This is a genomic window from Paenibacillus herberti, assembly GCF_002233675.1.
GTDB lineage: Bacteria > Bacillota > Bacilli > Paenibacillales > Paenibacillaceae > Paenibacillus_O > Paenibacillus_O herberti.
In genome coordinates this window covers 1,154,121-1,180,464 of sequence record NZ_NMUQ01000002.1, presented here as the reverse complement: position 1 = coordinate 1,180,464, position 26,344 = coordinate 1,154,121, and the positions used below count along the sequence as shown (strand labels likewise).

20 protein-coding genes, 6 tRNA genes and 1 rRNA gene (1 of these 27 running past the window's edge) are annotated in these 26,344 nt (G+C 54.9%); 1 reads left to right on the top strand and 26 read right to left on the bottom strand.

Going from position 1 to position 26,344, the window contains the following annotated elements:
• Positions 1-199: 199 nt before the first annotated feature.
• From CGZ75_RS17745 to hprK, 16 genes are all read right to left on the bottom strand, one after another.
• Positions 200-1,150 carry a ribose-phosphate diphosphokinase gene (locus CGZ75_RS17745; protein ID WP_089525547.1) on the bottom strand — a complete coding sequence of 317 codons (951 nt, stop codon included), beginning with the start codon at positions 1,148-1,150 and terminating at the stop codon, positions 200-202.
• 95 nt (positions 1,151-1,245) lie between these two features.
• Positions 1,246-2,052, bottom strand: a complete 807-nt coding sequence (gene hisJ, locus CGZ75_RS17740) for a histidinol-phosphatase HisJ (protein WP_089525959.1) — start codon at positions 2,050-2,052, stop codon at positions 1,246-1,248.
• A 31-nt stretch (positions 2,053-2,083) separates the two neighbouring features.
• On the bottom strand, positions 2,084-2,833 hold the full coding sequence (gene hisIE / locus CGZ75_RS17735; protein ID WP_089525546.1) for a bifunctional phosphoribosyl-AMP cyclohydrolase/phosphoribosyl-ATP diphosphatase HisIE: 750 nt from the start codon (positions 2,831-2,833) through the stop codon (positions 2,084-2,086).
• The gene (hisF, locus tag CGZ75_RS17730) at positions 2,830-3,588 is read right to left on the bottom strand and encodes an imidazole glycerol phosphate synthase subunit HisF (RefSeq protein WP_089525545.1); all 759 of its coding nucleotides are present in this window, start codon (positions 3,586-3,588) and stop codon (positions 2,830-2,832) included. The genes hisIE and hisF overlap by 4 nt, the downstream gene beginning before the upstream one ends.
• Positions 3,589-3,613: 25 nt before the next feature.
• Positions 3,614-4,354, bottom strand: a complete 741-nt coding sequence (gene hisA / locus CGZ75_RS17725) for a 1-(5-phosphoribosyl)-5-[(5-phosphoribosylamino)methylideneamino]imidazole-4-carboxamide isomerase (RefSeq protein ID WP_176444925.1) — start codon at positions 4,352-4,354, stop codon at positions 3,614-3,616.
• 45 nt (positions 4,355-4,399) lie between these two features.
• Positions 4,400-5,038, bottom strand: a complete 639-nt coding sequence (gene hisH, locus CGZ75_RS17720) for an imidazole glycerol phosphate synthase subunit HisH (protein WP_089525543.1) — start codon at positions 5,036-5,038, stop codon at positions 4,400-4,402.
• 1 nt (position 5,039) lies between these two features.
• Positions 5,040-5,651, bottom strand: a complete 612-nt coding sequence (gene hisB, locus CGZ75_RS17715; protein ID WP_089525542.1) for an imidazoleglycerol-phosphate dehydratase HisB — start codon at positions 5,649-5,651, stop codon at positions 5,040-5,042.
• Positions 5,652-5,653: 2 nt separating this feature from the next.
• Positions 5,654-6,991 carry a histidinol dehydrogenase gene (gene hisD / locus CGZ75_RS17710; RefSeq protein WP_089525541.1) on the bottom strand — a complete coding sequence of 446 codons (1,338 nt, stop codon included), beginning with the start codon at positions 6,989-6,991 and terminating at the stop codon, positions 5,654-5,656.
• 24 nt (positions 6,992-7,015) lie between these two features.
• Positions 7,016-7,699, bottom strand: coding sequence for an HAD family hydrolase (locus CGZ75_RS17705; protein WP_089525540.1), 684 nt, complete (start codon positions 7,697-7,699; stop codon positions 7,016-7,018).
• A 70-nt stretch (positions 7,700-7,769) separates the two neighbouring features.
• The gene (gene hisG, locus CGZ75_RS17700; RefSeq protein ID WP_089525539.1) at positions 7,770-8,423 is read right to left on the bottom strand and encodes an ATP phosphoribosyltransferase; all 654 of its coding nucleotides are present in this window, start codon (positions 8,421-8,423) and stop codon (positions 7,770-7,772) included.
• Complete coding sequence (locus tag CGZ75_RS17695) at positions 8,420-9,709, bottom strand: ATP phosphoribosyltransferase regulatory subunit (protein WP_089525538.1); 1,290 nt, start codon at positions 9,707-9,709, stop codon at positions 8,420-8,422. The genes hisG and CGZ75_RS17695 overlap by 4 nt, the downstream gene beginning before the upstream one ends.
• A 193-nt stretch (positions 9,710-9,902) precedes the next feature.
• Entirely contained in the window at positions 9,903-11,021 is a 1,119-nt protein-coding gene (locus CGZ75_RS17690) for a polysaccharide deacetylase family protein (RefSeq protein ID WP_089525537.1), read from the bottom strand.
• Positions 11,022-11,130: 109 nt separating this feature from the next.
• Positions 11,131-11,613 carry an acyltransferase gene (locus CGZ75_RS17685; protein ID WP_089525536.1) on the bottom strand — a complete coding sequence of 161 codons (483 nt, stop codon included), beginning with the start codon at positions 11,611-11,613 and terminating at the stop codon, positions 11,131-11,133.
• Entirely contained in the window at positions 11,610-12,272 is a 663-nt protein-coding gene (gene ppaX / locus CGZ75_RS17680) for a pyrophosphatase PpaX (protein WP_089525535.1), read from the bottom strand. Before ppaX ends, CGZ75_RS17685 begins: the two co-directional genes overlap by 4 nt.
• A complete protein-coding gene (lgt, locus tag CGZ75_RS17675; RefSeq protein ID WP_425436504.1) occupies positions 12,241-13,269 on the bottom strand; it encodes a prolipoprotein diacylglyceryl transferase in 1,029 nt (342 codons plus the stop codon). Before lgt ends, ppaX begins: the two co-directional genes overlap by 32 nt.
• A gap of 85 nt (positions 13,270-13,354) precedes the next feature.
• On the bottom strand, positions 13,355-14,293 hold the full coding sequence (gene hprK / locus CGZ75_RS17670; RefSeq protein WP_089525534.1) for an HPr(Ser) kinase/phosphatase: 939 nt from the start codon (positions 14,291-14,293) through the stop codon (positions 13,355-13,357).
• Between the two features lie 315 nt (positions 14,294-14,608).
• On the opposite strand from hprK, the gene nagZ reads away from it, so the two are divergent.
• Positions 14,609-15,955, top strand: a complete 1,347-nt coding sequence (nagZ, locus tag CGZ75_RS17665) for a beta-N-acetylhexosaminidase (protein ID WP_217900077.1) — start codon at positions 14,609-14,611, stop codon at positions 15,953-15,955.
• Positions 15,956-16,462: 507 nt separating this feature from the next.
• On the opposite strand, the gene CGZ75_RS17660 is transcribed toward nagZ, so the two are convergent.
• From CGZ75_RS17660 to CGZ75_RS17615, 10 genes are all read right to left on the bottom strand, one after another.
• Positions 16,463-20,557, bottom strand: a complete 4,095-nt coding sequence (locus CGZ75_RS17660) for a family 78 glycoside hydrolase catalytic domain (protein ID WP_089525532.1) — start codon at positions 20,555-20,557, stop codon at positions 16,463-16,465.
• Between the two features lie 376 nt (positions 20,558-20,933).
• The gene (locus tag CGZ75_RS17655) at positions 20,934-22,055 is read right to left on the bottom strand and encodes an ABC transporter ATP-binding protein (protein ID WP_089525531.1); all 1,122 of its coding nucleotides are present in this window, start codon (positions 22,053-22,055) and stop codon (positions 20,934-20,936) included.
• A gap of 112 nt (positions 22,056-22,167) precedes the next feature.
• Positions 22,168-23,268: a PucR family transcriptional regulator gene (locus CGZ75_RS17650; RefSeq protein WP_245850904.1), complete on the bottom strand. Its 1,101-nt coding sequence runs from the start codon at positions 23,266-23,268 to the stop codon at positions 22,168-22,170.
• Between the two features lie 145 nt (positions 23,269-23,413).
• Positions 23,414-23,489, bottom strand: a tRNA-Lys gene (locus CGZ75_RS17645).
• A gap of 12 nt (positions 23,490-23,501) precedes the next feature.
• Positions 23,502-23,587: transfer RNA gene (locus CGZ75_RS17640), tRNA-Tyr, on the bottom strand.
• 47 nt (positions 23,588-23,634) lie between these two features.
• Positions 23,635-23,710, bottom strand: a tRNA-Phe gene (locus tag CGZ75_RS17635).
• Positions 23,711-23,727: 17 nt separating this feature from the next.
• Positions 23,728-23,804 (bottom strand) — tRNA-Asp (locus CGZ75_RS17630).
• 8 nt (positions 23,805-23,812) lie between these two features.
• Positions 23,813-23,888: transfer RNA gene (locus tag CGZ75_RS17625), tRNA-Val, on the bottom strand.
• A gap of 9 nt (positions 23,889-23,897) precedes the next feature.
• Positions 23,898-23,974: transfer RNA gene (locus tag CGZ75_RS17620), tRNA-Met, on the bottom strand.
• Positions 23,975-24,114: 140 nt separating this feature from the next.
• Positions 24,115-26,344: ribosomal RNA gene (locus CGZ75_RS17615) — 23S ribosomal RNA — on the bottom strand; it runs 709 nt beyond the window's last position.

Here is a 26,344-nt window from a genome sequence, read left to right as displayed (position 1 = left end):
GTTTCATCCTGCTTAAATCGAATGCATATGATTATACCATAACACGCCTTTCCTTACACGGTAGAAAATGCTCTATAACCAATAGAGCTAGACCGTCCCTTGGACGGCTTGACTCTATTAACTTCTATTTATACCCTGTCAAAAACATAAAAAAACGGAAGGTCGTCGGGACCTTCCGTTCTTCGGAAGTGCTGCTGGCTTAAACGCCAGCGTTTTTGAACAGGGTGCTAATTGAGCCGCCCTGCATGATGATCTTGGTAGCGTCCGCCAGCATCGGAGCGACGGAAAGCACCTTGAAGCGATCGGAGCGAATCTCCGGAAGCGCGATGGAGTCAGTCACGACGACCTCTCTGATGAGCGGATGGTCCAGCTTCTGGAGGGCGTTGCCCGAGAACAACGGATGCGTCGCACAGACGTAAACGTCTTCCGCGCCGCGCTCCTTCAGCCCTTCAACGACATTAACAATCGTTGAACCAGTATCAATGAGATCCTCGATGATGATCGGGGTTTGTCCCTCGACATCGCCAATGACATGCGTGATGACGGACTCGTTGTGGGTCGGGCGTTTTTTGATCATGATTGCGAAAGGCGAATCCAGGTAATTGGCCAACTTTTCCGCAGTGGAGGCCCGTCCGGCATCAGGGGAAACGACAACGGGATTCTTGATGTTTTTGCTCTTAAGATGATCGCTGATCAGATCCAGCGCCGTCAGATGATCCACAGGAATGTTGAAGAAACCTTGAATGGCTGGAGCGTGAAGATCAATCGTGATGATGCGGGTCGCCCCGACAGTCGTCAGAATATCTGCCAGCATCTTGGCTGAGATCGGTTCGCGCGGCGCGGACTTGCGCTCCTGACGCGCATAACCATAATACGGCATGATGATGTTGATCGTCTTGGCCGATGCACGCTTAGCAGCATCGATCATGACGAGCAGCTCCACCAAGTTCTCGTTGATGGGGTGGGAGAACGATTGAACCAGGAACACGTGGCAGTTCCGGATCGTCTCCTCATAGTGGCAATAAACCTCACCGCTTTTGAATCGGGAGATTGTAATAGCTCCCAGCGGCAGCCCCAGCTCCGAGCTGATTTTTCTCGCCAGTCCCGGGTTCGAAGAACCCGAGAAAATTCGCAACTTGTCGCTAAACATGATACCCTCCTGAGCGTTCCAACCAAAAATTTGACAGCATCCTGCTAAACCTCTGCATGTTCGACAGATCTATTATACATCTTGCGCGCCAGATTTCAAAAAGGAATCATAACCCGTTTGCGACGTTGCAAGGTGAGCAGCTCCGTAAAACCAGCATTTCTCAGCGCTTCACGCGCCTCTGGAAGATATTGCTCCAGCCGTTCCGGCTGATGACAGTCAGAGCCGATAGTCACTGGAATGCCTAATTCGCGCGCCTTTTGCAGCATTCGAGGGCCTGGAAACATCTCCGCACAAGGCATGCGCAGCCCAGAGGCATTCAGCTCAATTGCCATGCCCGCCGCACTGACCGTCTCTAACGCCGCATCTTCCAGATGGGTCACATCTTCTTCAGGGATGTAGCCGAAACGCTTGATGACATCGATATGCCCGATATAATCATAGAAGCCGCTCTTGGCTGCCTTAACGACGGCATCATAGTAGCGCTCGTACACTTCAAGGCGATTTTTCCCTTCCCACCCAGCAGTTTGCCGATAGTCGGTAATATCCCATGTTCCGAGAAAATGCACCGAGCCGATGACATAATCCCAAGGATAAGCTTCAATGATTGCAGAAATCTGCTCTTCATAACCTTCGATATAGTCACCTTCGAGACCAAGACGGATGTCGATTTGGCCACGGTACTTCTCTCGCAGCTGGAGCACCTCCTCCACATAGCGGGGAAGCTCCTCCATCGGCATAGCCATTTCCGGGTAATACTCCTCCGGCTTCACATGGAGCAGCGGCATATGATCCGACAAGCCAAGCTGTGACAGACCCTTGCGAATGCCCTGCTGCACATACTCCTCCAGCTTGCCAACAGCATGACCGCAGCGTTCGTGATGGGTATGATAGTCGATTCGAATCGCCGTTTCGTTCATCCGCCGCGCTCCCTTGTTATCGATTCATCTTATTTGAAGTAGGCTTGCCATGGCGTTCCCGCAGCACGGCCATCACCTCGTCCAGAGATAAGCCGCGCTCGCGAAGCAGCACCATCAGATGGAAGATCATGTCGCCAGCCTCAGAGCGAAGCTCCTCGTTGTCGCCGTTTTTGGCGGCGATGACGACCTCGACACTTTCCTCGCCAAGCTTTTTGAGAATTTTGTCCAAACCCTTCTCGAACAAATACGTCGTATACGCACCTTCCGGCCGCTCCGCATAACGCTCACCGATCGTCCGCTCCAGCTCGCCGAGCATAGCGAAGCGGTCACCGCTTACCACCTCATCTGCAACCTCTTGCCGACCGCGCACAGGCAGTGGGTTGTTGAAGCAACTGTACGAGCCGGTATGGCAGGCAGGTCCGATCTGATCCACACGCACGAGCAGCGTATCGCCGTCGCAATCGTAGTGGATGGAGCGGATGCGCTGCGTATGGCCGCTCGTTGCGCCTTTATGCCACAGCTCTTGGCGCGAACGGCTCCAATACCAAGTTTCGCCGCTTTCGAGCGACAGCTCCAGAGATTCCTCGCTCATGTACGCAAGCATCAGCACTTCCTTCGTTACCGCATCCTGCACAATTGCCGGTACAAGGCCGCTGCTGTCGTACTTGATTGCGGTGAGATTGAGTTCCAGCTCTTGCCCTGGTGCGACCGCATTGGCGCTCCCGCTCCCTGTCAGTTCGGTGCTCGCATTGTCGTTCTGGCTCATCGCATCTCCACTCCTTCCCGGCGCAGCTCATCCTTCACTTCGCCGATCGTCAGCTCCTTATAGTGAAAAATAGTCGCTGCCAGTCCAGCATCGGCGAGTCCTTCCCGGAACACCTCGCCAAAATGCTCCTTACGTCCCGCACCGCCAGAGGCGATGACCGGGATGCCAACCGATTGCGACACCGCCCGAGTGAGGGCGATGTCGAAGCCATCCTTCGTGCCGTCTGCGTCCATGCTCGTCAGCAGCAGTTCGCCTGCTCCAAGTTGCTCCGCACGGCGCACCCACTCCAAAGCGCGAATGCCGGCAGGTTTGCGGCCGCCATGCGTGTAGACTTCCCATTCTCCCCATTCCGGGTTGAACTTAGCGTCTACAGCAACGACGATGCACTGCGAGCCAAAGCGGCGCGCTCCATCGGAGATCAGCTGTGGATTAAGTACAGCCGCCGTATTGATGCCGATCTTGTCCGCTCCCGCGCGCAAAATACGTTTCATATCGTCCGTAGCGGAGATGCCTCCGCCGACCGTGAACGGAATCGTAATTTCGCCTGCGGTGCGGCGAACGACCTCAATCATCGTTGCCCGACCTTCCACCGAAGCGGAAATGTCCAAGAAAACAAGCTCATCCGCGCCCTCGCGGTCATATATGGAAGCGAGTTCAACCGGATCACCGGCGTCCCGCAGATTGACAAAGTTAACGCCTTTGACGACGCGTCCGTCCTTTACATCCAAGCAAGGTATGATACGTTTAGCCAGCATGGGCCCACCTCTTCTCTACTAGTCCCTACTGCTCGGGCTGAAGCTCTTGAACCGCATCCGCAAGCGAGATCGCACCCGTGTACAGCGCTTTGCCAACGATAGCGCCGCTGATGCCCTGTTCCGCATATTGCGACAGTGCGCGCAGATCCTCGATCCGGCTCACGCCGCCTGAGGCAATAACTCTAGCTCCTGAATATGCCGCCAATGAGCGGATCGCCTCCACATTAGGGCCTTCCATCATGCCGTCACGGGAAATATCGGTGAAAATAAATGTTCCAGCGCCTTTGCCTGCCAGTTCCTTGGCCAGCTCCTCCGCTTTCACTTCCGACGTCTCGAGCCAGCCTCGCGTAGCGACATAACCGTCGCGAGCATCGATGCCGATAGCTACGCGGTCGCCGTGCTTCGCCAGCACACGCTCGACGAAGTCGCGGTCCTCAATCGCCGCTGTGCCGAGAATGACGCGGGTTACGCCGAGCGTTAGCAGCAGCTCTACATCGGCTTCAGTACGCAAACCGCCGCCAAGCTGCACCGGCACTTGCACGGAACGTGCAATCTCAGCAATCAGTTCAGCATTGACCGGATGGCCCGCTTTGGCTCCATCAAGATCAACGAGGTGAATCCAGGAAGCACCTTGTGCCTCCCAGTCGCGCGCTGCACTGACCGGACTGTCGTTGTAAACCGTCTCTTGGCTATAGTCGCCCTGCACGAGACGGACCGCCTTGCCTCCGCGAATATCAATCGCGGGATAGATCGTGAACTTAGACATCATGATTCCTCCAGATCGTTGTTGATCTCTCTAGTTCTCTAGCTTTTAGCTCTCTAGGCTCTCCACAACAGAAGCTGCCGGCCGCCTGGCCAGCTCCAGGAAATTGCGCAGCAGCTGCATGCCGAGCTCACCGCTTTTCTCGGGATGGAACTGCATGCCCATCACATTGGCACGGCCGACAATCGCTGTCACTGGCTGATGGTAATCCGCCACCGCGATCAGATCGGATTGCTGCTCCGGCAGCGCGTGGTAAGAGTGAACGAAGTAGACATGCCCCTCTTCCAGACCTGCTACCAGTGGGCTCTCGCGTCGGAACTCCAAGCGATTCCAGCCCATATGAGGGATTTTGTAGTCGCCCTGAAAACGAACAATCCGGCCCGGCAGCAAGCCGAGCCCCTGATGATTCCCATGCTCCTCGCCTTCGCTGAACAGCAGTTGCATGCCGAGACAGATGCCGAGCAACGGCTTGCCGGATGCGGCAAAAGCACGTGTCGCCTCATCCATGCCGCTCTCGCGCAAAAAGTCCATCGCGTCGCCGAATGCACCGACACCAGGCAACATCGCTCCATCTGCGCGGAGAATTTCCGCTTTATCGGAAGTTACGACCACCTCGAAGCCGAGCCGCTCCACCGCTTTGCTGACGCTGTGTAGATTGCCGAGACCGTAGTCGATGATGGCAATCATCCTACAGCACTCCTTTGGTCGAAGGCACTCCCTGCACGCGCGGATCAATCGACGTCGCCTCGTCAAGCGCGCGTCCAAGCGCTTTGAATACCGCTTCGATCATATGATGCGTGTTTTTGCCGTAGTGGACGATGACATGCAGCGTAAATCGCCCTTCCAGCGCCAGCTTCCAGAGAAACTCATGTACAAGCTCTGTGGAGAAGCTGCCTACTTGCTGGGACGGATACTCCGCACGATATTCAAAATGAGGCCGGTTACTCAGGTCGATGATGACCTGGGCGAGTGCCTCATCCATAGGCACGAATACGCTGGCGTACCGCTTGATGCCACGTTTGTCGCCAAGCGCTTCGGCCAGTGTCCGACCGAGACAAATACCGATATCCTCCACTGTATGGTGGTCATCGATATCAACATCGCCGCGCGCGTCGACCTTCAGGTCGAACTGGCCATGCTTCGTGAACAGATCCAGCATATGGTTCATGAAAGGCACATCCGTCTCGATCTCCGATACACCAGTACCATCCACGGAGAAAGCCAGCTTAATATCCGTCTCATTCGTTTTGCGCGCCACCTCGGCGCGGCGGATGTCCCGCCCGTTGTCCCCAGTCGCCATCTCTATGCCTTCTTTCCTTTAATCGTCTGTTGTGCGGCCGCATCAACCGCTGCCGCTCCTGCTTCCTTCTCCAGCCGCACCTCAATTGCCCGTGCATGGCCTTCCAGGCCTTCATGGCGGGCCAGTGTCATGATGTGAGCGCCGTCGCGCAGCAGCGCTTCGCGGCTGTAGGAGATAAGGCTCGATTTTTTGATAAAATCATCCACGTTCACCGGCGAGCTGAACCGCGCCGTGCCGTTGGTCGGAATAATATGATTAGGTCCAGCGAAGTAATCGCCTACCGGCTCTGAGCTGTAAGGCCCGAGGAATATCGCACCGGCGTTCTCGATGGAGCCTAACAGGCTCATCGGATCCGCCGTCAGCACCTCCAAATGCTCAGGCGCCATGCGGTTTACAACCTCGATGCCCGCTTGCAGCGAGTCCACGAGCAAAATAGCGCCGTGACGGTCAATTGATTCCCGCGCAATGGCTGCTCGCGGCAGCAGCACCAATTGGCGCTCCACCTCGACACTTACTTCCTCGGCCAGCCGCTCCGACGGCGTAATCAAAATACTCGACGCCATCTCGTCATGCTCTGCCTGTGAAAGTAAATCCGCGGCCACATAAACCGGGTCTGCTGTATCGTCGGCCAACACCGCAATTTCGCTCGGTCCCGCCAGGCTGTCGATGTCCACAGCGCCGAATACAGCGCGCTTCGCCAACGCCACAAAGATATTGCCCGGTCCGCAGATTTTGTCCACGGGAGCAATTGATTCCGTACCGTAAGCCAGCGCCGCAACCGCCTGCGCTCCGCCGACCCTGTACATCTCTTTAACGCCGGCTTCCGCCGCTGCGACGAGAATATACGGGTCGATGCCCGGTTTGCCGCCGGTCGCCGGAGGCGTCACCATGACGATCTCCGGAACGCCAGCCACCTGTGCCGGAATGACATTCATTAGCACAGAGGACGGATAAGCTGCCTTGCCGCCCGGTACATAAACACCGACCCGCTTTAGTGGTCGGATTACCTGGCCAAGCACCGTGCCGTCCGGCTGCACATCCATCCAGGACTGGCGACGCTGCCGCTCGTGGTAGGCCCGAATGTTGGCGGAAGCCCCCCGCAGTGCGTCTAGGAAGTCGGGCTCCACCCGATCATAGGCCGCATTGATTTCCTCGTCGGTCACCCTCAGCTGTGCAGCGCTCAGCTGCACGCCGTCGAACTGCTCCGTCAACTCCAGCAGTGCTTCATCGCCGCGTGTGCGCACCGCCTCAACGATCCCACGGACCGACTCATTTTGCTCCGGAGTTCCGTACTCTACCTCCCGGGCAAGATTGAACTGCTCCGCTCGCATGATCCGCATCGCCCGTTCCCCTTTCCACCATTACTATATTAATTGGTTATTGCTCCGTCTCTCTATCAGCGCCAAAAGCTCATCCAGCTTCATATCCGCCATCGACTCCAGCTGTACATCGGCTCCAGGAAAGCTCATATGTCTCGTAACCGAGTTAGGAATAACGACCGTGCGCAGGCCGGCTGCACGAGCTGCCGTGAATCCGTGCAACGAATCCTCAAACGAAACGGCTTCGTACCCTTGTACTTCAAGCGCCGCCAGCGAAGCTAGATACAACTCAGGATCGGGCTTGATCCGCTTCACTTTATCCTTCATCTGAAAAGAATTGAAATACCCTTTCAGGTCATGCGCCTTCAGAAGTGGCTCGATCCAGCTCCAGGAAGAACTAGAGGCCAAGCCGACCGCAAGGCCAAGTTCCCGGGCACGCTGTAGATTCTCTCTCACTCCAGGCAGAACAGTGGATTCGTGAACGATTTCCGTATAAATCTCATTGTATCGCGACTGGATTAATTGGCGTTCTAGCGGCCTTCCAATCGTCTTCTCCAAATAATCGTACGGGTCAAATACGGCGAAAGAGGTGCCGACGCACTGTGCAAACGTCTCAAGCGGCAGCTCCGCTCCATGCTCCCGATAAATCCGATCAAACGCTTCATAAGAAGGCGTCTCTGTATCGATAATCAGCCCATCGAAGTCGAATACAACAGCCTTGATGCTCATGGTCGCCCTCCTTGCCAAACTTACGAACGCGCCGGTCCATGCCCGATCTTCCGTTTTGCTGCCCGTCAGCTCACACCCGAGCCGAAAGAGTCACCTGAAGCCGGTCGCATAGGCTCTGGATACGTTCATTCTTCATCCGGTAGCTGACGCGGTTGGCGATCAGCCGGCTCGTTACGCCGAACATCGGCTCCATCTCTACGAGTCCGTTGTCTCGCAGCGTCTGGCCGGTCTCGACCATATCCACGATCCGGTCAGCCAAGCCGATTAACGGCGCCAACTCAATCGAGCCGTTCAACTTGATAACCTCTACCTGTTGGCCGCGTTCGCGGAAGTATTGGGAGGCTACATTGGGGTACTTCGTCGCCACTCTCGGGTTCATAACCGGCTTCCAGTCCGGCAGCCCGATAACCGACATGCGGCAAGGCGCAATGCCAAGATCGAGCAGCTCGTACACGTCCTTGTTTTCCTCCATCAGCACGTCCTTGCCCACTACTCCGATGTCGGCCACACCATATTCTACATAAGTCGGCACATCAACCGGCTTCGCCATAATGAACTCCATACCCGCGTCCGGCACCTCGATGATCAGCTTGCGCGTATCCTCCAGATCATCCTGGATAAGGAGTCCAGCTTCGCGGAACAGCCGGGATGCCTGCTTGTAAATCCGCCCCTTCGGCATCGCCACCTTCAACAATTCCTGCGGGGCTCTATTGCCACTGCTCATAGTCCTGCTCCCTTCTCGTTCCCCTCAAAAAAGGAAAGAAACACACCGTACACCTGTCCGCCGTACCGCACCGACTCACCATCCGACAGCCGATGTGCCTTGCGGTCCAATCGCTCGCCACCGACCGTTGCCGGTAACCGCTCGCCGCTTGTCGCCGGCGCATCGCCGTGATGGAAACCCGGCGCTTCAAGCTGCGCCGTCACCACCGTGGCTCCGCTCTCACGCAGCCGCCTCGCCTCGGCAAGGGCTCGGCGACGACCCGCGCTGTCGTAGCCGATCAGTATACGCCGCTGCGGTTCGCTTTCTTCGCCAACAAGCTCAAGCACGCGCGTCGTCTTAATCGCAAAACCAGTCGCCGGAGCCGGCCGCCCGAACTGCTGCAGCAGATTGTCGTACCGACCACCCGCTACGACCGGGAATCCTAGGTCCGAGGCATAACCTTCAAACGTCATTCCTGTATAGTAGGAGAAATCTCCAATCATAGTCAGATCAATCAGCACATGGGCGCTCACACCGTAAGCCTCCAGCGCATCCCACACTTGCCGCAGATGGGCGATGGACTGCCGTGCCGTCTCGTTAGAGCTGAGCTCAATCGCCTGCTCACACACTTCCCGTCCGCCGCGCAGCCGCAGCAGCCCTTCTAGCTCGCGCTGTACAGCCTCAGCAAGCCCAAGCCGCTTGAGCTCATCGCGGTAACCAACATGATCCCGATTCAGCAAATAATCCTTCAGCTTGCTCTGATCGCTCTCCCGTCCGGGGAGTAGCTCCTCCAGCAAGCCGTTGAGGAAACCGACATGCCCGACAGCGATGCGGAACCGTTTTACGCCCGCCGACTGCAGCGAGGCAATCGCCAGCGCGATTACCTCGGCATCCGCCTCTGCGGAGGAATCACCGACCAGCTCAACGCCGGTCTGGAAAAACTCCGCGTCCCGCCCCGCTTCATTCTCAAAAGCCCGGAACACGCTGGCGTGATAGGACAAACGCAGCGGGAATTCATGCCCGCGCAGGAGCGACGCCACAACGCGCGCGATCGGCGCGGTCATATCGGAGCGGAGTACTAGCGTTGTGCCCCGGTTATTGAGCAGCTTGAACAGCCGCTGATCAGAGGTGGAGCTGGCAACGCCCACCGTATCGTAATATTCCAGCGTCGGGGTGATGATCTGCTCATAGCCCCAGCCCTCCATGCAGTCGAGCACACTCCGCTCGATCTGCCGGAGCTTGGTCACAGCGAGCGGCAAGTAATCCTTGACGCCGACCGGCTTTTCAAACACCTTTGGTTTGGACATTATTCTATCTCCTATACTATGCAATTAAATATATTCACTTTAGTACGTTAATGTGCTAACAAATTACCATGCTAATAAAGTAAAGGTACGGGTTATACTATCACGCGGCAAGCGATCCGTCAACCGCCGCAAAGCCGCCCCCGCCGGCGGTTGCCGACAGGGGCGGCCCGCGCCGTTCCTGCATCGTTTTACCTTATGTTGTTTCACTAATCAACGTCTTACGCAACCGCTGGCTCCGTGCCAGCTCCCAAGCGCTTCTGAGCCAGAGCGCTCCGATCAGCAAGCCGAGAATCGGCAGCAGCAACAGTTCATACTTGAGACTCGGACGCTCATAATGCGCCTTGCCCAACTTTTGAACCGCCTGCTTCATTAGAGCTATTTGTAGGTCCGGGTTGTTGTCCATGCCTCCGGCATTCAAACGAAAACCGTTGAATTGCCCAGGCCCATTGAGACCCGCCTTGACTGTTAGCGTCACGTCGATGCCTTCCTGTTTGCATGCTTGCAACAGCGGCCGAGAGAACGCTCCATATGGAAATGCCATCACATCATTACGCACGCCAAGCTGCTCCAGCAAAACATCATTCGCCTGCCGCAGGTCGCTGCGGATACGGCGTTCGTACTCCGTTTCCCGTTCCCTGCGACCAAGCTCAGGGAGATAAATCCGTCCTGCCAGCATTGCGGATAAGTTGCTTTTCGGTCCTTCGGCATGGGAATACGAGTGGGAGTTGAACGAATGGCTGTAAAAATCGATTCCATCCTGTTTCATCTGCTGGATTTGCACCCAGGTCAACTTCGATACACCGGCATGCTTCCGATTGCCGATGGAGCCAGCAATAATGAAGTTTGTCGCCGTTAACTCATGTTTGCGAAGCATCGGGTAGGCGTATTGATAAAAAGACTCGTAGCCGTCGTCGAAAGTCAAAAGCACCGCATTATCCGGTACGGAAGCCTTCCCACGAATGAATTGCTTGTAACGGTCCATATCAATAATTTTAAAATTATTCGCCTTCAACAGCGACAGCTGCCGATCCAAGTTATTAAGCGCTAGCGACTTGCTGTCATTGGGATCGGGACGTACATCATGGTACATCAGTACAATAACCTTGTTCTTGTAGTAAAGACCTTTCGGCGTCGCCGTTCCCGGCTGCAAGTCCTTGTACAGCTCCGATTGCCTGCTCGTTCGAGGTGTCAGCCCCTTGAGCAGCGGCAGCTTATCTTTAAAGAGCATCGCCACACCGGCTGCCCCCGTAGCCACAACGACAAACACCAGCAAAATCGTCAATATCCGAAAGCGGTTCATTACGCCCGGCATTCCATCCAACCCCTTGCTTGAAAAGATTCATCTCATTGACGAACTATCCAAGCAATTTGTTACCTTATTTTCAAGAAACACCCTTATTATTCCCCTTATTACACTCTTATCATTTTCTCTGGATCTCTTGAGCTGGGTTCCCGCCGACAAAGGCTCCCGCAGGCACATCCCGATGAACGACTGATCCAGCCGCCACAACCGCTCCGTCTCCGATTGTCACGCCCGGCAAAATGGTCGTGTTGGCGCCGATCATAACATCGGAACCGATGATCACATCGCCAAGGCGGTACTCATGAATTAAATACTCATGTGTCAAAATCGTCGTATTGTACCCGATGATGCAGTTATCCCCGACTGTAATTCGCTCCGGAAAGAATACATCGACCATCACCATGAGGGCGAACGAGGAAGTACGACCAACCTTCATGCCGAGCACATGCCGGTAGATCCAGTTTTTGACGGGCAGCGAAGGGCAGTACCGGGAAATCTGGATGGCGATGAAGTTGCGCACCGCCTTGAACCGACTTACCGTCCGGTACACCTGCCATAGCGCATTGGGGCCCTCCGTCGGATAACGCTCAACCTTCCTCAAGCGGTTCCAGGCTCCAGTCCAAGCAGGTCGTACAGATCTCGCATGTCATGCAGCACATGCACCGCTCCGTAATCCCGCAGCAACTGCTCGCCTTTCAGCGACCAGGCCACCCCAACCGGAATCGCTCCGGCCTCAAGAGCGGATTGCATGTCCACCGTGCTGTCGCCGACCATGAACGTTTCCGCAGGCTCGGCGCTGAGCAATTGCATCGCCTTTTGCACCGGCTCGGGATGCGGCTTGGCATGCTGCACATCGTCCAAGGTCACAATCGCATCCATCAGATCGTAAAGGCCGGTGAGCTTCAAGCCTTTGTCTGTCGACATCCGAATTTTCGTTGTGACCACTCCAAGGCGGTATCCCGCCTCTTTGAGCCGCTGCAGCACCTCCAGCGTGTTCGGGAATGGCTTCACCAACTCGTCATGCAGTCTCATATTCATCTCACGGTAGATCGGGATTAGATGAGAAGCATCCTCCATGCCCGAAAAATAATTCATCTGATCAATCAGCGTCAAACCCATATGCGGAATCATCTGCTCCCGGCCAAAGCCGGGAGGGACAACTCCATCCAGCGCATGCAAGAAGCTGCGCATGATCAATTCATTTGTATCCAAAATGGTGCCATCTAGGTCAAACAGTAGGTTTTTGATTACGCGGCTCATCTTGATTCTCCTTATGTTTTGCCGAAGCGCTGGAAGCTTCCGCTCCAGGCTCCACGCCGGCAGGAAGGCCGGTTTTGCGATTGATGATTGGATCGTTATAACGCTCTGAGGCCATGCCTGTGCTGCGGCGCACGATAATAAGAACCACACAAGCAATTATGAGCAGTACAGCAATCAGCTGTGAACTGCGCACAGTTCCGTAGGATGGATCCAGGTAACCGGCTTGGAACATCGCGGTCATCGGAGCCCACAGAGCATCCATGAACGAGGATAGCCAAGATGGCCCCATGAAGGCAAGACTGTCCGTGCGAAGCCCTTCAATGAAGAAGCGCCCGATAGAATACCAGATCAAATAGGTGATAAACATCTCTCCGGCACGTACCCAAGGACGGCGGCGAAGAACGAATATAAGCAGAATGCCCAAGACGTTCCAGAGCGACTCGTATAGGAACGTCGGATGGTGGTAAAGGCCGTCCGCCCCTATATACATTTGATTGATAATCCAATCCGGCAAATGCAGCTCACCAGACAAGAAACGCCTCGTTACCGGTCCGCCATAGGCTTCCTGGTTGACGAAGTTGCCCCAACGGCCGATAATCTGTCCGATCAACAACGACGGCGCGCAGATGTCGGCGATGCGCCAGAAGCTATACCCTTTTCTACGCGTGTAAATGACAGCACAGATGACCGCGCCGATCAGCGCGCCATATATGGCGATGCCACCGTTCCAGATCGCCAGAATCTCACCTGGGTTCTGGCTGTAATAGTCCCATTTGAACACAACAAAATAGGCTCTTGCCGCGAGAATAGCTGAAGGAACGCCAAGCAAGAGCAAGTCCATAAAGAAATCGGAGGACAGCCCGAAACGCTTGCCCTCTTGGATCGCCAGCAGCAAGCCTGCCAGCGCGCCGAGCCCGAGAATAATTCCGTACCAGTGTACGGAGATAGGGCCGAGACTGAAGGCTATAGGATTAATGAGTAAGCCGAGATTCATCATTCAGAGGGACCTCTTTCTGAGAATTAATATCCTCATTGGTATCATTCTCGTATTTCCATAACTTACATACACCACAGACAACTACTTATTCGTAGTCATCCAAGTCGTCGTTGATTGTTTCCGTGAGCTTAGTGGTGAACTGCAGTGCGGCATTGTAGCCCATCCGCTTAAGCCGATAGTTCATTGCGGCAACCTCAATAATAACAGCTAAATTTCGACCCGGGCGAACCGGAACGGTGACGAGCGGAACATCCGTCTCGATAATGCGCGTCGTCTCCTCATCAAGTCCGAGGCGATCATACTGCTTGTCCGGCTGCCAGTTTTCCAGTCGAATGACTACGCTGATTCGTTTGTTGCTGCGAACCGCTCCCGCGCCGAACAATGTCATAACGTTGATGATCCCGAGTCCCCTAATTTCGAGCAAATGGCGAATCAACTCCGGCGCAGTACCATGCAACTGACCATCCGAAGTCTGACGGATCTCTACGGCATCATCGGCAACGAGACGATGCCCTCGTTTGACAAGCTCAAGAGCTGTCTCGCTCTTACCGATACCGCTGCCTCCTGTAATCAGAATTCCCATTCCGTACAAGTCTACCAACACGCCATGGATCGTAGTCGTTGGCGCCAAACGCCGCTCTAAAAAGTTGGTCAAGCGACTGGAGAAGATCGTCGTAGAGTTCTGACTGCGAAGCACCGGAATATTCTTCTCGGATGCCTGCTCAAGCAACTCTAGTGGGGGTTCCAGGCCACGTGTAAGCAGAATGCATGGCGTCTCGTCATGACATAAACGTTCCAAACGCTCGCGACGCTCACTGCTGTCCAACGTTTCGATGAACGCCAATTCCGTTTTACCTAGTAACTGTACCCGCTCTTTTGGGTAATAATGAAAATAGCCGGCCATTTCCAGCGCTGGCCGATAAAGATCGTCAGTCGTTATAATTCGTTTCAGTCCGTCTTCTCCAGCAAGAATCTCCAGCTGAAAGGGCTGGATCAATTCGGATACCTTTACTTTCTTGGGCATGGGAGCCTCCCTGTATCATTTCCCTAGATCTAAGCTTATGTAGGAATAGATTGGTATTCAGTACATCTTACTGCTAGTTCCATCCTAATGGAAATCGCTATTCAGCGCAACGTAGCAAGCTTTTGGCTGCGCTCGGTCTCTTATTCTTTTATCATGCCTCCACCAAAGCAATATTACCGGAATAAGCTAATTGTATCCGCTTTCACGGTATGGTAATCTTGGGTGGCAAATATGAGGCAACCTTATTCATTTCTTTTCGTCCATAATGATGAACAAAGCGTTCCTAATCCGATAATGAGAGGCGAGGTGCTGAATATGAGGCTTAAGCGCAAGTCGACGCCACAACTAAAAACTAGAACTGCCTTTATGGCATCGCTGCTGCTCGTCGCATTTGTTGGCGCTTTTGTGCATTGGAACATCCATGCTGCCGACAGCACCGCATTATCCCTGACAGGTATAGCTCCGGTTTCCGCCCATCCCCCCGCTCCGCTCGCAGCTAGCCAAGAGCCGATTCAGTGGCCTACAGCACCAGCGTTGACGTTGGAACAGCAGACGACGCTTGCGGATAAAGTAATGGCTATGAGTTTATCTGATAAAGTAGGCCAGCTTATCATCGCCGGCCTTGATGGGGAACTTCCCGATGCTGCAACCCGGGCTATCATTAATAACCGCGAAGCGGGAGGATTCATTCTGTTTCGCTCCAATATGGAATCCGTTTCTAGCACCGTGTCTTTAACGAACCGATTAAAGGAGCTGAATCGCCGGGCCGGCGGAGAACCGTTATTTCTTGCTGTTGATGAAGAAGGAGGACGGGTATCACGGCTTCCTTCTTCAGTAGACAAACTCCCCTCCAGCGGCGAAGTCGGTAAAAACGGCAGCGAAGCTTATGCCCGTGCGGCAGGCGAACAGTTGGCCAAGCGGGTGAAGGCATTTGGCTTCAACGTTAACTTTGCTCCTGTGCTGGATGTGAACAGCAATCCCGACAACCCTGTCATCGGCGACCGTTCCTTCGGCAGCTCTCCATCGCTGGTGGCCAAGCTTGGCATTGCCGAGCTAGAGGCGCATAAAAACAACGGAGTTCTTGGTGTCGTGAAGCATTTTCCCGGTCACGGAGACACAGCGGTTGATTCTCATCTGGAGCTCCCTGTGCTGGACAATGGGATGAGCCGTCTGAAGCAGTTAGAGCTCCCTCCGTTTGAAGCGGCAATCGACAATGGGGCCGAAGCGGTCATGGTAGCCCACATTCTACTGCCCAAGCTTGATCCCGATGCTCCAGCCTCCCTGTCCAAACCGATTATTTCCGGGCTGCTTCGCGACAAGCTTGGGTTCGACGGCCTCGTGATCAGCGACGATCTCACGATGGGAGCCATTAACGACAATTACCATTTAGGAGATGCGGCGGTTCGATTCATTTTGGCCGGCGGCGATGTTGCGCTTGTCTGCCACGGTAGCGATAAGATCAGTCTGGTCTATGACAGCCTCAAAAAAGCCGTCAGCCGCGGAACTATTTCGACCCAGAGGCTTAACGAGAGTGTGTACCGGGTTTTAGCTCTTAAAACGGTGTATAAACTCGCCGATCAGCCTATCCCTGTCCCTGCAATTGAACAGCTCAATAAACAGATGGAAGCGGCGCTAGCTCCATATCGTACTGACACCCCCTAGTCCACTCGGAAAGAGCTCTAACGGCCGGGACCTCTAGCTCCGCTACGGACTTCACCCTAGAGATTATCGCCCGTGCCGGGCGCACACAAAGAAGAGGCGCACCTTGGAAGGTTGCGCCTCTTTAAGTAGGTTTGTTTTCGAAATTTTTTCTGTTGCTTAGCAAGGAACATGGTCTGCTAATCCGCTGCCTGGAGATGCATCAAGATCGACAATGTGCTTGAACTCGATGCTATCTTGAATGTACTCATAGGCTTACTACTGAAGGCGAAGGTCGGATTTTTTCAGTGCCGCGGCGATCTCGGTGCCATCGGGCCCGATGGCACCGATGTGGTACAGGTCGGGGTCGGTGGGGATGTAGGCGACTAAGCCGAGGTGTCCATCAACTGTCGCAACGGCGCTGCCTGCACGAGCAAGAAGCACAACTCGAAGCGGATGCTCACCCCGGCGATGAAGCAGGCGCCGACACCGTGACTGCACTGTCAGGACGACATCGGCCCACCGACAGCGTTAGGGTCTTTGTACCGTTCCCTTGCCGTTGCCGTTGCCGTTTCCACTGCCATTGCCATTGCCATTGCCATTGCCGTTACCATTACCGTTACCATTACCATTACCATTACCATTACCATTACCATTACCATTACCATTACCATTACCATTACCATTGCCATTACCATTACCATTGCCGTTTCCATTTCCATTTCCGTTTCCATTTCCGTTTCTGCAGTCCGGCGCCGTTGCCGTCGCAGAGGCGGTGAACACATAGGTGCCGCTGTTCACACGGAACACGCTATACCCCGCTTCGTCACGCAGGCGCTTGGCTCCGCACGGCGCGGCCACCCTGGCGCCGGATACGACTGGAACCGACACCTCGGCAGTCATGCTCACCGGCACGGTCACAGTTAGCGTTGTGACACCGTTCGCGACCGTCCAACCTGACGCCAGCTTTCCGCCGGCGGTCTGGTAGCTCGTGGATGCGTGATTCAGTCCTGTAGGAAGGTACGGCTTCACCTTCGCCTCCCCGGAGACGGTTCCGAGGTCTGCGAGCCCAGCCACATCTGCGTACATCCAGTCGACGACGGTCCCGAGGAACGGATGGCCCTCTGAGCGGCTCCATTCGCTCCACATCTCCCACAATGTCGTTGCTCCGTTGTTCATCCACTGACCGTAACCCGGACTGGTAGTGGTCGTCGCGGCTGCGTAAGCGGTGTCTATGTGGCCGTATCGGGTCAAAACGCCCCAAAGCCACTTCGTGCCCAGCACACCCGTATTCAAATGGTTATCGTGCGCTGCGACGTCTACGGCAATGCCGTCGGCAACCGCCTGTTCGTTGCCGTTCGGCACCATGCCAAACGCGAGTGGCAGCACGTTGTTGGTCTGCCAATAAGAGGCGCCGGATGCCGTCAGATACTTCTGCGAAGCCATGTTGAAGTAGGATGCATTGAAGGCGTCCCTCATTTGGTCAGCGCGATCAGCATAGAGGGTTGCGTCGTCGTTGTGTCCGAGTATCTTCGCGATTTCCGAGAATTGCTGTACGCTGCGGTAGGCGTACGCCTTGCCGACGAGCAGCTTGTTGTCCCCGTTGTTGCAAACAGCGGCGTCGCCTGGGCACACCCAGTCGCCCCACTGCTCATGTTCCGACCCGAACTGAGACCACTCAAATGCGGCGAAGTCGCGCAGCTCTGTATAACGCACCGCCACGGCATCCTTCGCGCCGTACTCGGTGAGGAGCACCTGCGCCGTCTCCGGGAAGGCGTTCGCCCACGCGCTGCTGCGGAAGCCGGCGGCCTCCGTCGGCGCAGGCGCCCAGGCCGGCACATCTCCGTTGCTGTGCTGTGAATCCGCGATGTCGTTGAACCACTTGATGTAGACCTGTTCGGCATCGAAGTTGCGGACCATGGCATTCTCCATCAGATGGCCGTCGCCGAGCCACGGCAGCTTCTCGTTGTACGAGCCATCGGTGGGAACGCTCATTACGAGGTTGTTCAGCAGCGTCTGCCGCGCGGCATCGTTCACCCAGTTCAGTACGGCGTTGCCCGAGTCGAAAGAGCCGACACTGGTGACGTTATTGTGCATCCGGAGGACGCTTACGGTCGGCGCCGGGGTTCCGCTCGGCAGGCCGCTGATCTCGATGTACCGGAAGCCCTTGTACGTGTACGACGCCGCCCAGGTGAGCGGGCCGGACCCATCGCCAGTCACGTAGTCGTCCTGGTAGCGTGCGCTCGCGATGTCGGAACGCCCATTCGCCAGTCGCTCGGTGTAACGTACCGTCGCAGTCACTCCCTTCGGCAGGTCGAGGGTGACCTTGGCGGTGCCCGAGATGTTACGTCCCACGTCGTAAACGTAAACGCCATCAGCCGGGTTGGTCACCATGACCGGGGCGAGCGTCTCCGTTACGCGATTGGGTTGAACCGGGTTTGATTGCAGCAGTGCGCCCTCATTGGAAGTGACCTGCGCCGCAACCCAGCCGCTGTCATTGAAGCCTGGGGTGCTCCAGCCGGGCTGTTTCAGTGTAGCATCGTAGCCCTCCGCGTCTGGCGTGACGTCGAGTGTCGTCCGGCTCGGGCCGAGAACGGCTTTCCAGCCGCTACCGGTGGTGAACTCCGAGGTGCTGCCGTTGGCATAACTCACTTTGAGCAGGGCCTTGGTGCGCAGGATGCTGTTCCAGCCTCCCCAGTTGGACCGCTGCGACCAGTTGTTGACGCCGTCGAGCCATGCCTGGCCGAGTCCGATGCCGATCGCGTTCTCCCCAGCACGTACCTGTCCGGTGACATCAATCGCGTCGTAGAACGTGCGCTCGTCGAACTTCGTCATCCCGGAGCCGATACGGATGTCTCCGGCTCGCTCGCCATTGACCTCGGCTTCGTAAGCTCCGAGGCCCGAGATGTACAGTGTCGCCGAGGTGATCGGCCGGTTCTGCACCGTAAAACCCGTGCGGAACTGCGGCAGCGTCAGAAGAGTGCGGTCGCCCCAAGCGGGCGGCTCGGTGTTGTCATACGAAGCGACCACGGTCGGGCCGTCGTTCATGACGATGTCGGCGATCGACAGCGAGTAGGCGCTCATGAAGGCGACCGTCCGGGGCGTGCCGTCGACGACGACGGACTTATCGCTTCGGGGGTAGATCTTCACCGCCGACACCTTGTGAATGCTGCCTAGGTCGATGGTGATGGTCGCGGGAGGACTCAACGTCCGCGCGCCGGCAGGGGGCCATGAGGTCCATCCGGTGGAGCCGACATCGTTGGTGGTCTTAACTCCGTCCCCGAGCAGATGCGGGTCCCACGCCCCGCCAAGGTTGCTGTTAGCCGCAAACGTGGCGTTCCGTGCGAGATTCTGGCCGTTCTCGTCAAGCACCTCGATTTCGGCCAGCTGCAGGAAGAACGCCGTGGGCCCATCCGGCTGTTCGGCGGTGACCTTCGGGACCGCCAGCGTCAGCAGCCTTCCAGACGGCCGGGCAGGCAGATCGATGGTGTACGGGTTGCCGGGGTTCGCGTAGGCGGGCGCGATGACGGCATCGTCCTTGGCGATGACCTTGCCTTCCTGCGTCTGACCCGCCGCATCTGCAACAACTTTGAACCGAGTAGGGAAGCCCGCGCTACGACCGCTCGCGGAGGCGACGTCGGTACGCGGGTAAAGTACGATGCGGTCGAACGTCTGCACGGTACCGAGGTCGAGTTTGAGCGTGATTGGTGATGCCAGGTCCGCACTGTTATGCGGTGCGGACGACCAGCCGCGTGCCCACGACGTCTCCGACGACGTCGTGCCGTCCTTGAGAGCGGCGACAGACCAACCGCCGGATTCGTCCGACTCGGATGCGGTGATGGTGGCGTTTTTCATGGCATTGGTTCCGCCGTCACCGTTTTTGACCTCAATCTCCGACAACTGAGCCCGAAAATCGCTCTCCCCCGCTGGCATCCCGCCGATACTGTAGATAGAGAGCGTCACCGTGCGACTGCTGACCGGGCCGCCTGGAAAGATCACCGTAACCGGGTACAGCGAGCCAATCTCAGAGGCCCCCTGCGCCTGAGCCCAGTCCTTGTGCGTGATCCAGTCGGCGCCCTTCCAGTCCGCGTCCGTAAACATGCCGGTACCGAATGCTGCGGTGCCGCTCCACGCGCTCGAACGACCGGAGCCATCGAAAACCCGTACTTTCCAGGTATAGCGCGATTTTGCCTGCAGGGGCTGACCGTCGTACTTGATCGACGAGATTCCGGGCGTCTTCAGGCGACCGCTCGACCATACCACGGCACCCGTGCCCGAAAGCACCTTCACCTCCGCGCCACTGACGGCTGCTCCATCGCCGGTGGACGAGAAGCGCCACGACAGAGTGGGCTTCGGCGTGTCAAGTCCGAACGGCGTGTCAAGTCCCTGCACCTGTAGGCCATCGACGGTAATGAGTTGTTTTAAATTGCTTTCGACTTTCTCACCTGAAGCATTAGCTGTAACATTAAAGACTATGGCAACTACAAGACTGACAGCAAATAGACCGGTTAATGTTTTTTTCACTAATGGCTTAAGTAAATCGCCCGCCCCCTCTACCTTCGTAACAGCCGTCAAATAAGCTCCTTCCTGCTTCAATCTGCCGTACCGGTTAAGCTCGTGCATCATTGTGCATGTCCTCCTTCGCCGCAATCGGATAAAAAAGAAGAGAGTACGCCAACCGTCTGCGTTCTCTCTAATGATAGATCAGTAATTGCCGCTCCGGCTATTTCACAATCTTGACGTTACTTGCACAATGCCGACTAGTACGCTTCTTTGAAAACGTAAAAAAGACTCCAACTCTTTGGCAGAATGGTGTTTAACCAGAACATACCGTTAGAGAGGAGTACCTTTAAGATAAAAAAACGCACCTTAGCGGAAATGGTAAAATGGAGGTATCCCAACCATCCATAAACCATAATCGCAAGGTGCATTTTCATGGATTTGCAGCTTGAACTGCTACCCGACTGCTATTATAAAACATTCGTTCAATTAAGATCGAAAATTAGTTCTCGAACAGGTTAAGTTCCGTTTCTTTGTCGAAAACATGAATTTTGTTCATATCGAGAGCCAGCTTGACGTTAGTACCGTCGCGCATACCGGAGCGGCCGTCTACACGAGCGATAACCGTGTCATTGCCGATACCATTCAGGTACAGGTACATTTCATGACCAAGATTCTCTGCAACCTCGATGGTAGCCGTTACGATGCTGTTCGGGGAAGCTTCCAGGAATACTGGCTCTTCATGCAGATCTTCTGGACGAATTCCCAGAATAACCTCTTTGCCAACAAAGCCTTTTTCACGGAGAGCTTTGGCTTTGCCTTCTGCCAGAATTACGTCCACACCAGGAGCCTTGAAGCGTACAGAGCCACTAGCTTCGCTCAGCATACCGGTAATGAAGTTCATCGCAGGAGCGCCGATAAAGCCCGCTACAAAGATGTTTACTGGATGATTGTACAGTTCTTCAGGAGTAGCATTTTGTTGAATAAGTCCGTCTTTCATAACAACGATGCGGTCGCCCATCGTCATAGCTTCGATCTGATCATGCGTTACGTAGATCGTCGTCGTTTCCAGACGTTTCGTCAGCTTGCTGATCTCAGCGCGCATTTGGCCACGAAGTTTAGCGTCAAGGTTGGAAAGCGGCTCATCCATCAGGAACACTTGTGGTTCGCGGACGATAGCACGACCCAGAGCGACACGCTGGCGTTGACCACCGGAAAGTGCTTTAGGTTTACGATCGAGCAGATGCTCGATGTCGAGAATTTTTGCTGCTTCACGAACGCGTTTATCGATGTCCGCTTTTTTGAACTTACGCAGTTTCAGGCCGAAAGCCATGTTCTGGTAAACGTTCATATGCGGGTACAGAGCGTAGGATTGGAATACCATCGCAATGTCGCGATCTTTAGGAGCTACGTCATTCACCAGGCGATCGCCGATGAACAGCTTGCCTTCGGAGATTTCCTCAAGTCCTGCAATCATACGAAGAGTCGTGGATTTACCGCAACCGGATGGACCAACTAGAACGAGAAACTCCTTGTCCTTGATATCCAGGTTGATATCTTTTACGGATGCAATGTCGGATCCAGGGTATTTCTTGAAAATATGCTCTAAACGTACGCCTGCCATGTTGATTTCCCCCTATGTGAGTGATGTATAGTAGTTCCAGAAGAATTCCTCTTATGAATCTATCTTACCCGAAAATGTAAGCGTATGACTATGCACAAACTCTACAAAAAAATCAGGGTCTTTTCGTAACTTTATACAATAGAAGAATGATCTTGACCATAACAGCGTCTCGGAAGAGCCGCACGTCGAGCCCAGTCTCCTGCTTCAACTTGTCCAGCCGGTACAACAGCGTATTACGATGGATATATAGTTTCTTTGCCGTTTCGCTTACGTTACAGTCCAGCACAAAGAATGTTTCCAGCGTTGTTAAGATCTCAGGCTCTACATAATAATCCGAGCGACTGAAAGCTTGTTCAACGAATCGCGCCCGATCCGATTCTGGAATCGCACTGAGCAGTCTTTCCAAATGTAGCTGCCAAGGTAGATGCACATTGGAGCCAACTTGGAAACGCCGACCGAGCTGAATCGTCTCGCGCAGCTGAGCAACACTCTCTACAATAGACTTGGATGGTTGAATCGGAAAAGAAAGGGCTAAATGGCATTCACCAAGCCATTCGCTAGCCAGCATTTCATGCAGCCCGAGTCCAATTGACCTTAAACTCTCTTCCTCCGATTCCTCATCGTCTCCCCCATCCAAGCGAGAGTCGCTTAGCGGGGACATCGGACTGAGGATGAGCCATTCGTTGCGCTGGAGCGGAATGAGCAGGACTTCCTCTTCAAAAAAGGAACGGAGCAGCTTCTCAAGCTCAGTGTACGGTTCCTCGGTCAAGCCGCTGTACTCCCGTATCAACAAGAAGGGAATCATGTCGGCATACAATCTTCCGCCTAGCGTCAATCCCTCTGGAATCATCTCCGCCTGAGGACGGTCGAGTTGTTCCATAACCCAGGCACCAAGCGCCAAAGCTTGTTTTTCAGCTCCAGTTGCCGCACTGTGGCCACTACGATCAGGCTTGAGGTTGCTGAGCAAAAGGCTGATCAGATTCAGCTCGGTGTCACTTAGTCGCTCCGGCCTCCGGATCTCAAGACACTCCATGCGATCCGATTCCCCTGACATCTTCATGTACACGGTTCCGTCGGCATGTATTCTTGCAGCGTGTCGGCCTCTTTCCAAAAGGGGATGCAGCTCCTGCCACTGTGCCGACGTATACGGCAGTTCCTGAATATCTGCTCCCAAGATGCGCCGCATTTCATCCAGCCATTCTCCTGATGCCATGAGTCATCTCCTGTTCCCGATTTAGGACGAGCTATAATCAAGTTTACCATGAACAGGCAACACTCATCCAACAAGGAGCGATCGGGCGTCAAAGAAACACAAAAAAAGCACAGATTCGCATCTGCGCTTTGAGTTCACTATAAAGTGGTGAGCCATGAAGGACTCGAACCTTCGACACCCTGATTAAAAGTCAGGTGCTCTACCAACTGAGCTAATGGCTCTCAAAAATGAAGTGGTGGAGGGCGATGGATTCGAACCACCGAACTCGTAAGAGAACAGATTTACAGTCTGCTGCGTTTGGCCACTTCGCTAGCCCTCCAGAATTGCTCTAAGATGTGCCATTATCAAGCTCACTTAGAAAACCAATGGTGGCTCGGGACGGAATCGAACCGCCGACACAAGGATTTTCAGTCCTTTGCTCTACCGACTGAGCTACCGAGCCGTGCATAATTAAAAAAATGGCGGAGCTGACGGGATTCGAACCCGCGGTCTCCTGCGTGACAGGCAGGCATGTTAGGCCACTACACCACAGCTCCAGGAAACATGGTGGAAGCTGAGGGGATCGAACCCCCGACCCTCTGCTTGTAAGGCAGATGCTCTCCCAGCTGAGCTAAGCTTCCATATAAGGTTGGTAGCGGCAGAGGGGATCGAACCCCCGACCTCACGGGTATGAACCGTACGCTCTAGCCAGCTGAGCTACGCCGCCACACAATTCAGGTAAGACATCACCAAACGTCCCAACAACTTGTCCCGTTTTCCAGCACTAGTCCTTAGACGGAACTATAATTGCGCCCTGAAAACTGGATCGAACGATACGCCGTGCTGACCGGCTGTTGCTTCACTGATTTGGATAAGCCCTCGACCGATTAGTATTCGTCAGCTGCACGCATTGCTGCGCTTCCACCTCGAACCTATCAACCTAGTCGTCTTCTAGGGGTCTTACATACTGGGAAATCTCATCTCGAGGGGGGCTTCGCGCTTAGATGCTTTCAGCGCTTATCCCGTCCGTACGTAGCTACCCAGCTGTGCTCCTGGCGGAACAACTGGTACACCAGCGGTACGTCCATCCCGGTCCTCTCGTACTAAGGACAGCTCCTCTCAAATTTCCTGCGCCCACGACAGATAGGGACCGAACTGTCTCACGACGTTCTGAACCCAGCTCGCGTACCGCTTTAATGGGCGAACAGCCCAACCCTTGGGACCTACTTCAGCCCCAGGATGCGATGAGCCGACATCGAGGTGCCAAACCTCCCCGTCGATGTGGACTCTTGGGGGAGATAAGCCTGTTATCCCCAGGGTAGCTTTTATCCGTTGAGCGATGGCCCTTCCATTCGGTACCACCGGATCACTAAGCCCGACTTTCGTCCCTGCTCGACTTGTAGGTCTCGCAGTCAAGCTCCCTTATGCCTTTGCACGCTTCGAATGATTTCCAACCATTCTGAGGGAACCTTTGGGCGCCTCCGTTACATTTTAGGAGGCGACCGCCCCAGTCAAACTGTCCACCTGACACGGTCCCTCTGCCGGTTTCACGGCAGCAGGTTAGAACTCCGATACGATCAGGGTGGTATCCCAACGGTGCCTCCACCGAAGCTGGCGCTCCGGCTTCTTAGGCTCCCACCTATCCTGTACAGATCGTACCAAAGTCCAATATCAAGTTACAGTAAAGCTCCATGGGGTCTTTCCGTCTTGTCGCGGGTAACCTGCATCTTCACAGGTATTAAAATTTCACCGGATCTCTCGTTGAGACAGCGCCCAAGTCGTTACGCCATTCGTGCGGGTCAGAATTTACCTGACAAGGAATTTCGCTACCTTAGGACCGTTATAGTTACGGCCGCCGTTTACTGGGGCTTCGGTTCACAGCTTCGGATTGCTCCTAACCGCTCCCCTTAACCTTCCAGCACCGGGCAGGCGTCAGCCCGTATACTTCGCCTTACGGCTTCGCACAGACCTGTGTTTTTGCTAAACAGTCGCTTGGGCCTTTTCACTGCGGCCCCCTCGGGCTATTCACCCTACCGAGGCACCCCTTCTCCCGAAGTTACGGGGTCATGTTGCCGAGTTCCTTAACGAGAGTTATTCCGCGCGCCTTAGCATGCTCTGCTCGCCTACCTGTGTCGGTTTGCGGTACGGGCACCTTCACCTGGCTAGAGGCTTTTCTTGGCAGCTGGAGATCATAACCTTCGGTACTATAATTTTCCCTCCCCATCACAGCCCAGCTTTATACGGTTTGCGGATTTGCCAACAAACCAGCCTCACTGCTTGGACGGACACATCCATCGGTCCGCGTTACTACCCTTCTGCGTCACCCCATTGCTCATAACGGTTTACGGTGGTACAGGAATATCAACCTGTTGTCCTTCGACTACGCCTTTCGGCCTCGCCTTAGGTCCCGACTTACCCTGAGCGGACGAACCTTCCTCAGGAACCCTTAGGCTTTCGGCGGATCAGATTCTCACTGATCTTTTCGTTACTCATACCGGCATTCTCACTTGTGTACTGTCCACCAGTCCTTACGGTCTGACTTCTACCCATACACAACGCTCCCCTACCCAAGTACCTAATGGTACATGTCATAGCTTCGGTGGTGTGTTTAGCCCCGTTACATTTTCGGCGCAGAGTCACTCGACCAGTGAGCTATTACGCACTCTTTAAATGGTGGCTGCTTCTAAGCCAACATCCTGGTTGTCTGGGCAACTCCACATCCTTTCCCACTTAACACACACTTGGGGACCTTAGCTGATGATCTGGGCTGTTTCCCTCTTGACGATGGATCTTAGCACTCACCGTCTGACTCCCGGTTATACATGACTGGCATTCGGAGTTTGACTGGACTTGGTAACCCTTGGCGGGCCCCGCACCCAATCAGTGCTCTACCTCCAGCATGCTCAACACCGAGGCTAGCCCTAAAGCTATTTCGGGGAGAACCAGCTATTTCCGGGTTCGATTGGAATTTCTCCGCTACCCCCACCTCATCCCCGAATTTTTCAACATTCGTGGGTTCGGGCCTCCAGTGCGTGTTACCGCACCTTCACCCTGGACAGGGGTAGATCACCCGGTTTCGGGTCTACATCCACGTACT

Coding starts and splice junctions, on each gene's coding strand:
- CGZ75_RS17745 (WP_089525547.1), bottom strand. CDS start 1,150: ATGTTTAGCGACAAGTTGCGAATTTTCTCGGGTTCTTCGAACCCGGGA.
- hisIE (WP_089525546.1), bottom strand. CDS start 2,833: ATGAGCCAGAACGACAATGCGAGCACCGAACTGACAGGGAGCGGGAGC.
- hisF (WP_089525545.1), bottom strand. CDS start 3,588: ATGCTGGCTAAACGTATCATACCTTGCTTGGATGTAAAGGACGGACGC.
- hisA (WP_176444925.1), bottom strand. CDS start 4,354: ATGTCTAAGTTCACGATCTATCCCGCGATTGATATTCGCGGAGGCAAG.
- hisH (WP_089525543.1), bottom strand. CDS start 5,038: ATGATTGCCATCATCGACTACGGTCTCGGCAATCTACACAGCGTCAGC.
- hisB (WP_089525542.1), bottom strand. CDS start 5,651: ATGGCGACTGGGGACAACGGGCGGGACATCCGCCGCGCCGAGGTGGCG.
- hisD (WP_089525541.1), bottom strand. CDS start 6,991: ATGCGGATCATGCGAGCGGAGCAGTTCAATCTTGCCCGGGAGGTAGAG.
- CGZ75_RS17705 (WP_089525540.1), bottom strand. CDS start 7,699: ATGAGCATCAAGGCTGTTGTATTCGACTTCGATGGGCTGATTATCGAT.
- hisG (WP_089525539.1), bottom strand. CDS start 8,423: ATGAGCAGTGGCAATAGAGCCCCGCAGGAATTGTTGAAGGTGGCGATG.
- CGZ75_RS17695 (WP_089525538.1), bottom strand. CDS start 9,709: ATGTCCAAACCAAAGGTGTTTGAAAAGCCGGTCGGCGTCAAGGATTAC.
- CGZ75_RS17690 (WP_089525537.1), bottom strand. CDS start 11,021: ATGCCGGGCGTAATGAACCGCTTTCGGATATTGACGATTTTGCTGGTG.
- ppaX (WP_089525535.1), bottom strand. CDS start 12,272: ATGAGCCGCGTAATCAAAAACCTACTGTTTGACCTAGATGGCACCATT.
- lgt (WP_425436504.1), bottom strand. CDS start 13,269: ATGATGAATCTCGGCTTACTCATTAATCCTATAGCCTTCAGTCTCGGC.
- hprK (WP_089525534.1), bottom strand. CDS start 14,293: ATGCCCAAGAAAGTAAAGGTATCCGAATTGATCCAGCCCTTTCAGCTG.
- nagZ (WP_217900077.1), top strand. CDS start 14,609: ATGAGGCTTAAGCGCAAGTCGACGCCACAACTAAAAACTAGAACTGCC.
- CGZ75_RS17660 (WP_089525532.1), bottom strand. CDS start 20,557: ATGATGCACGAGCTTAACCGGTACGGCAGATTGAAGCAGGAAGGAGCT.
- CGZ75_RS17655 (WP_089525531.1), bottom strand. CDS start 22,055: ATGGCAGGCGTACGTTTAGAGCATATTTTCAAGAAATACCCTGGATCC.
- CGZ75_RS17650 (WP_245850904.1), bottom strand. CDS start 23,268: ATGGCATCAGGAGAATGGCTGGATGAAATGCGGCGCATCTTGGGAGCA.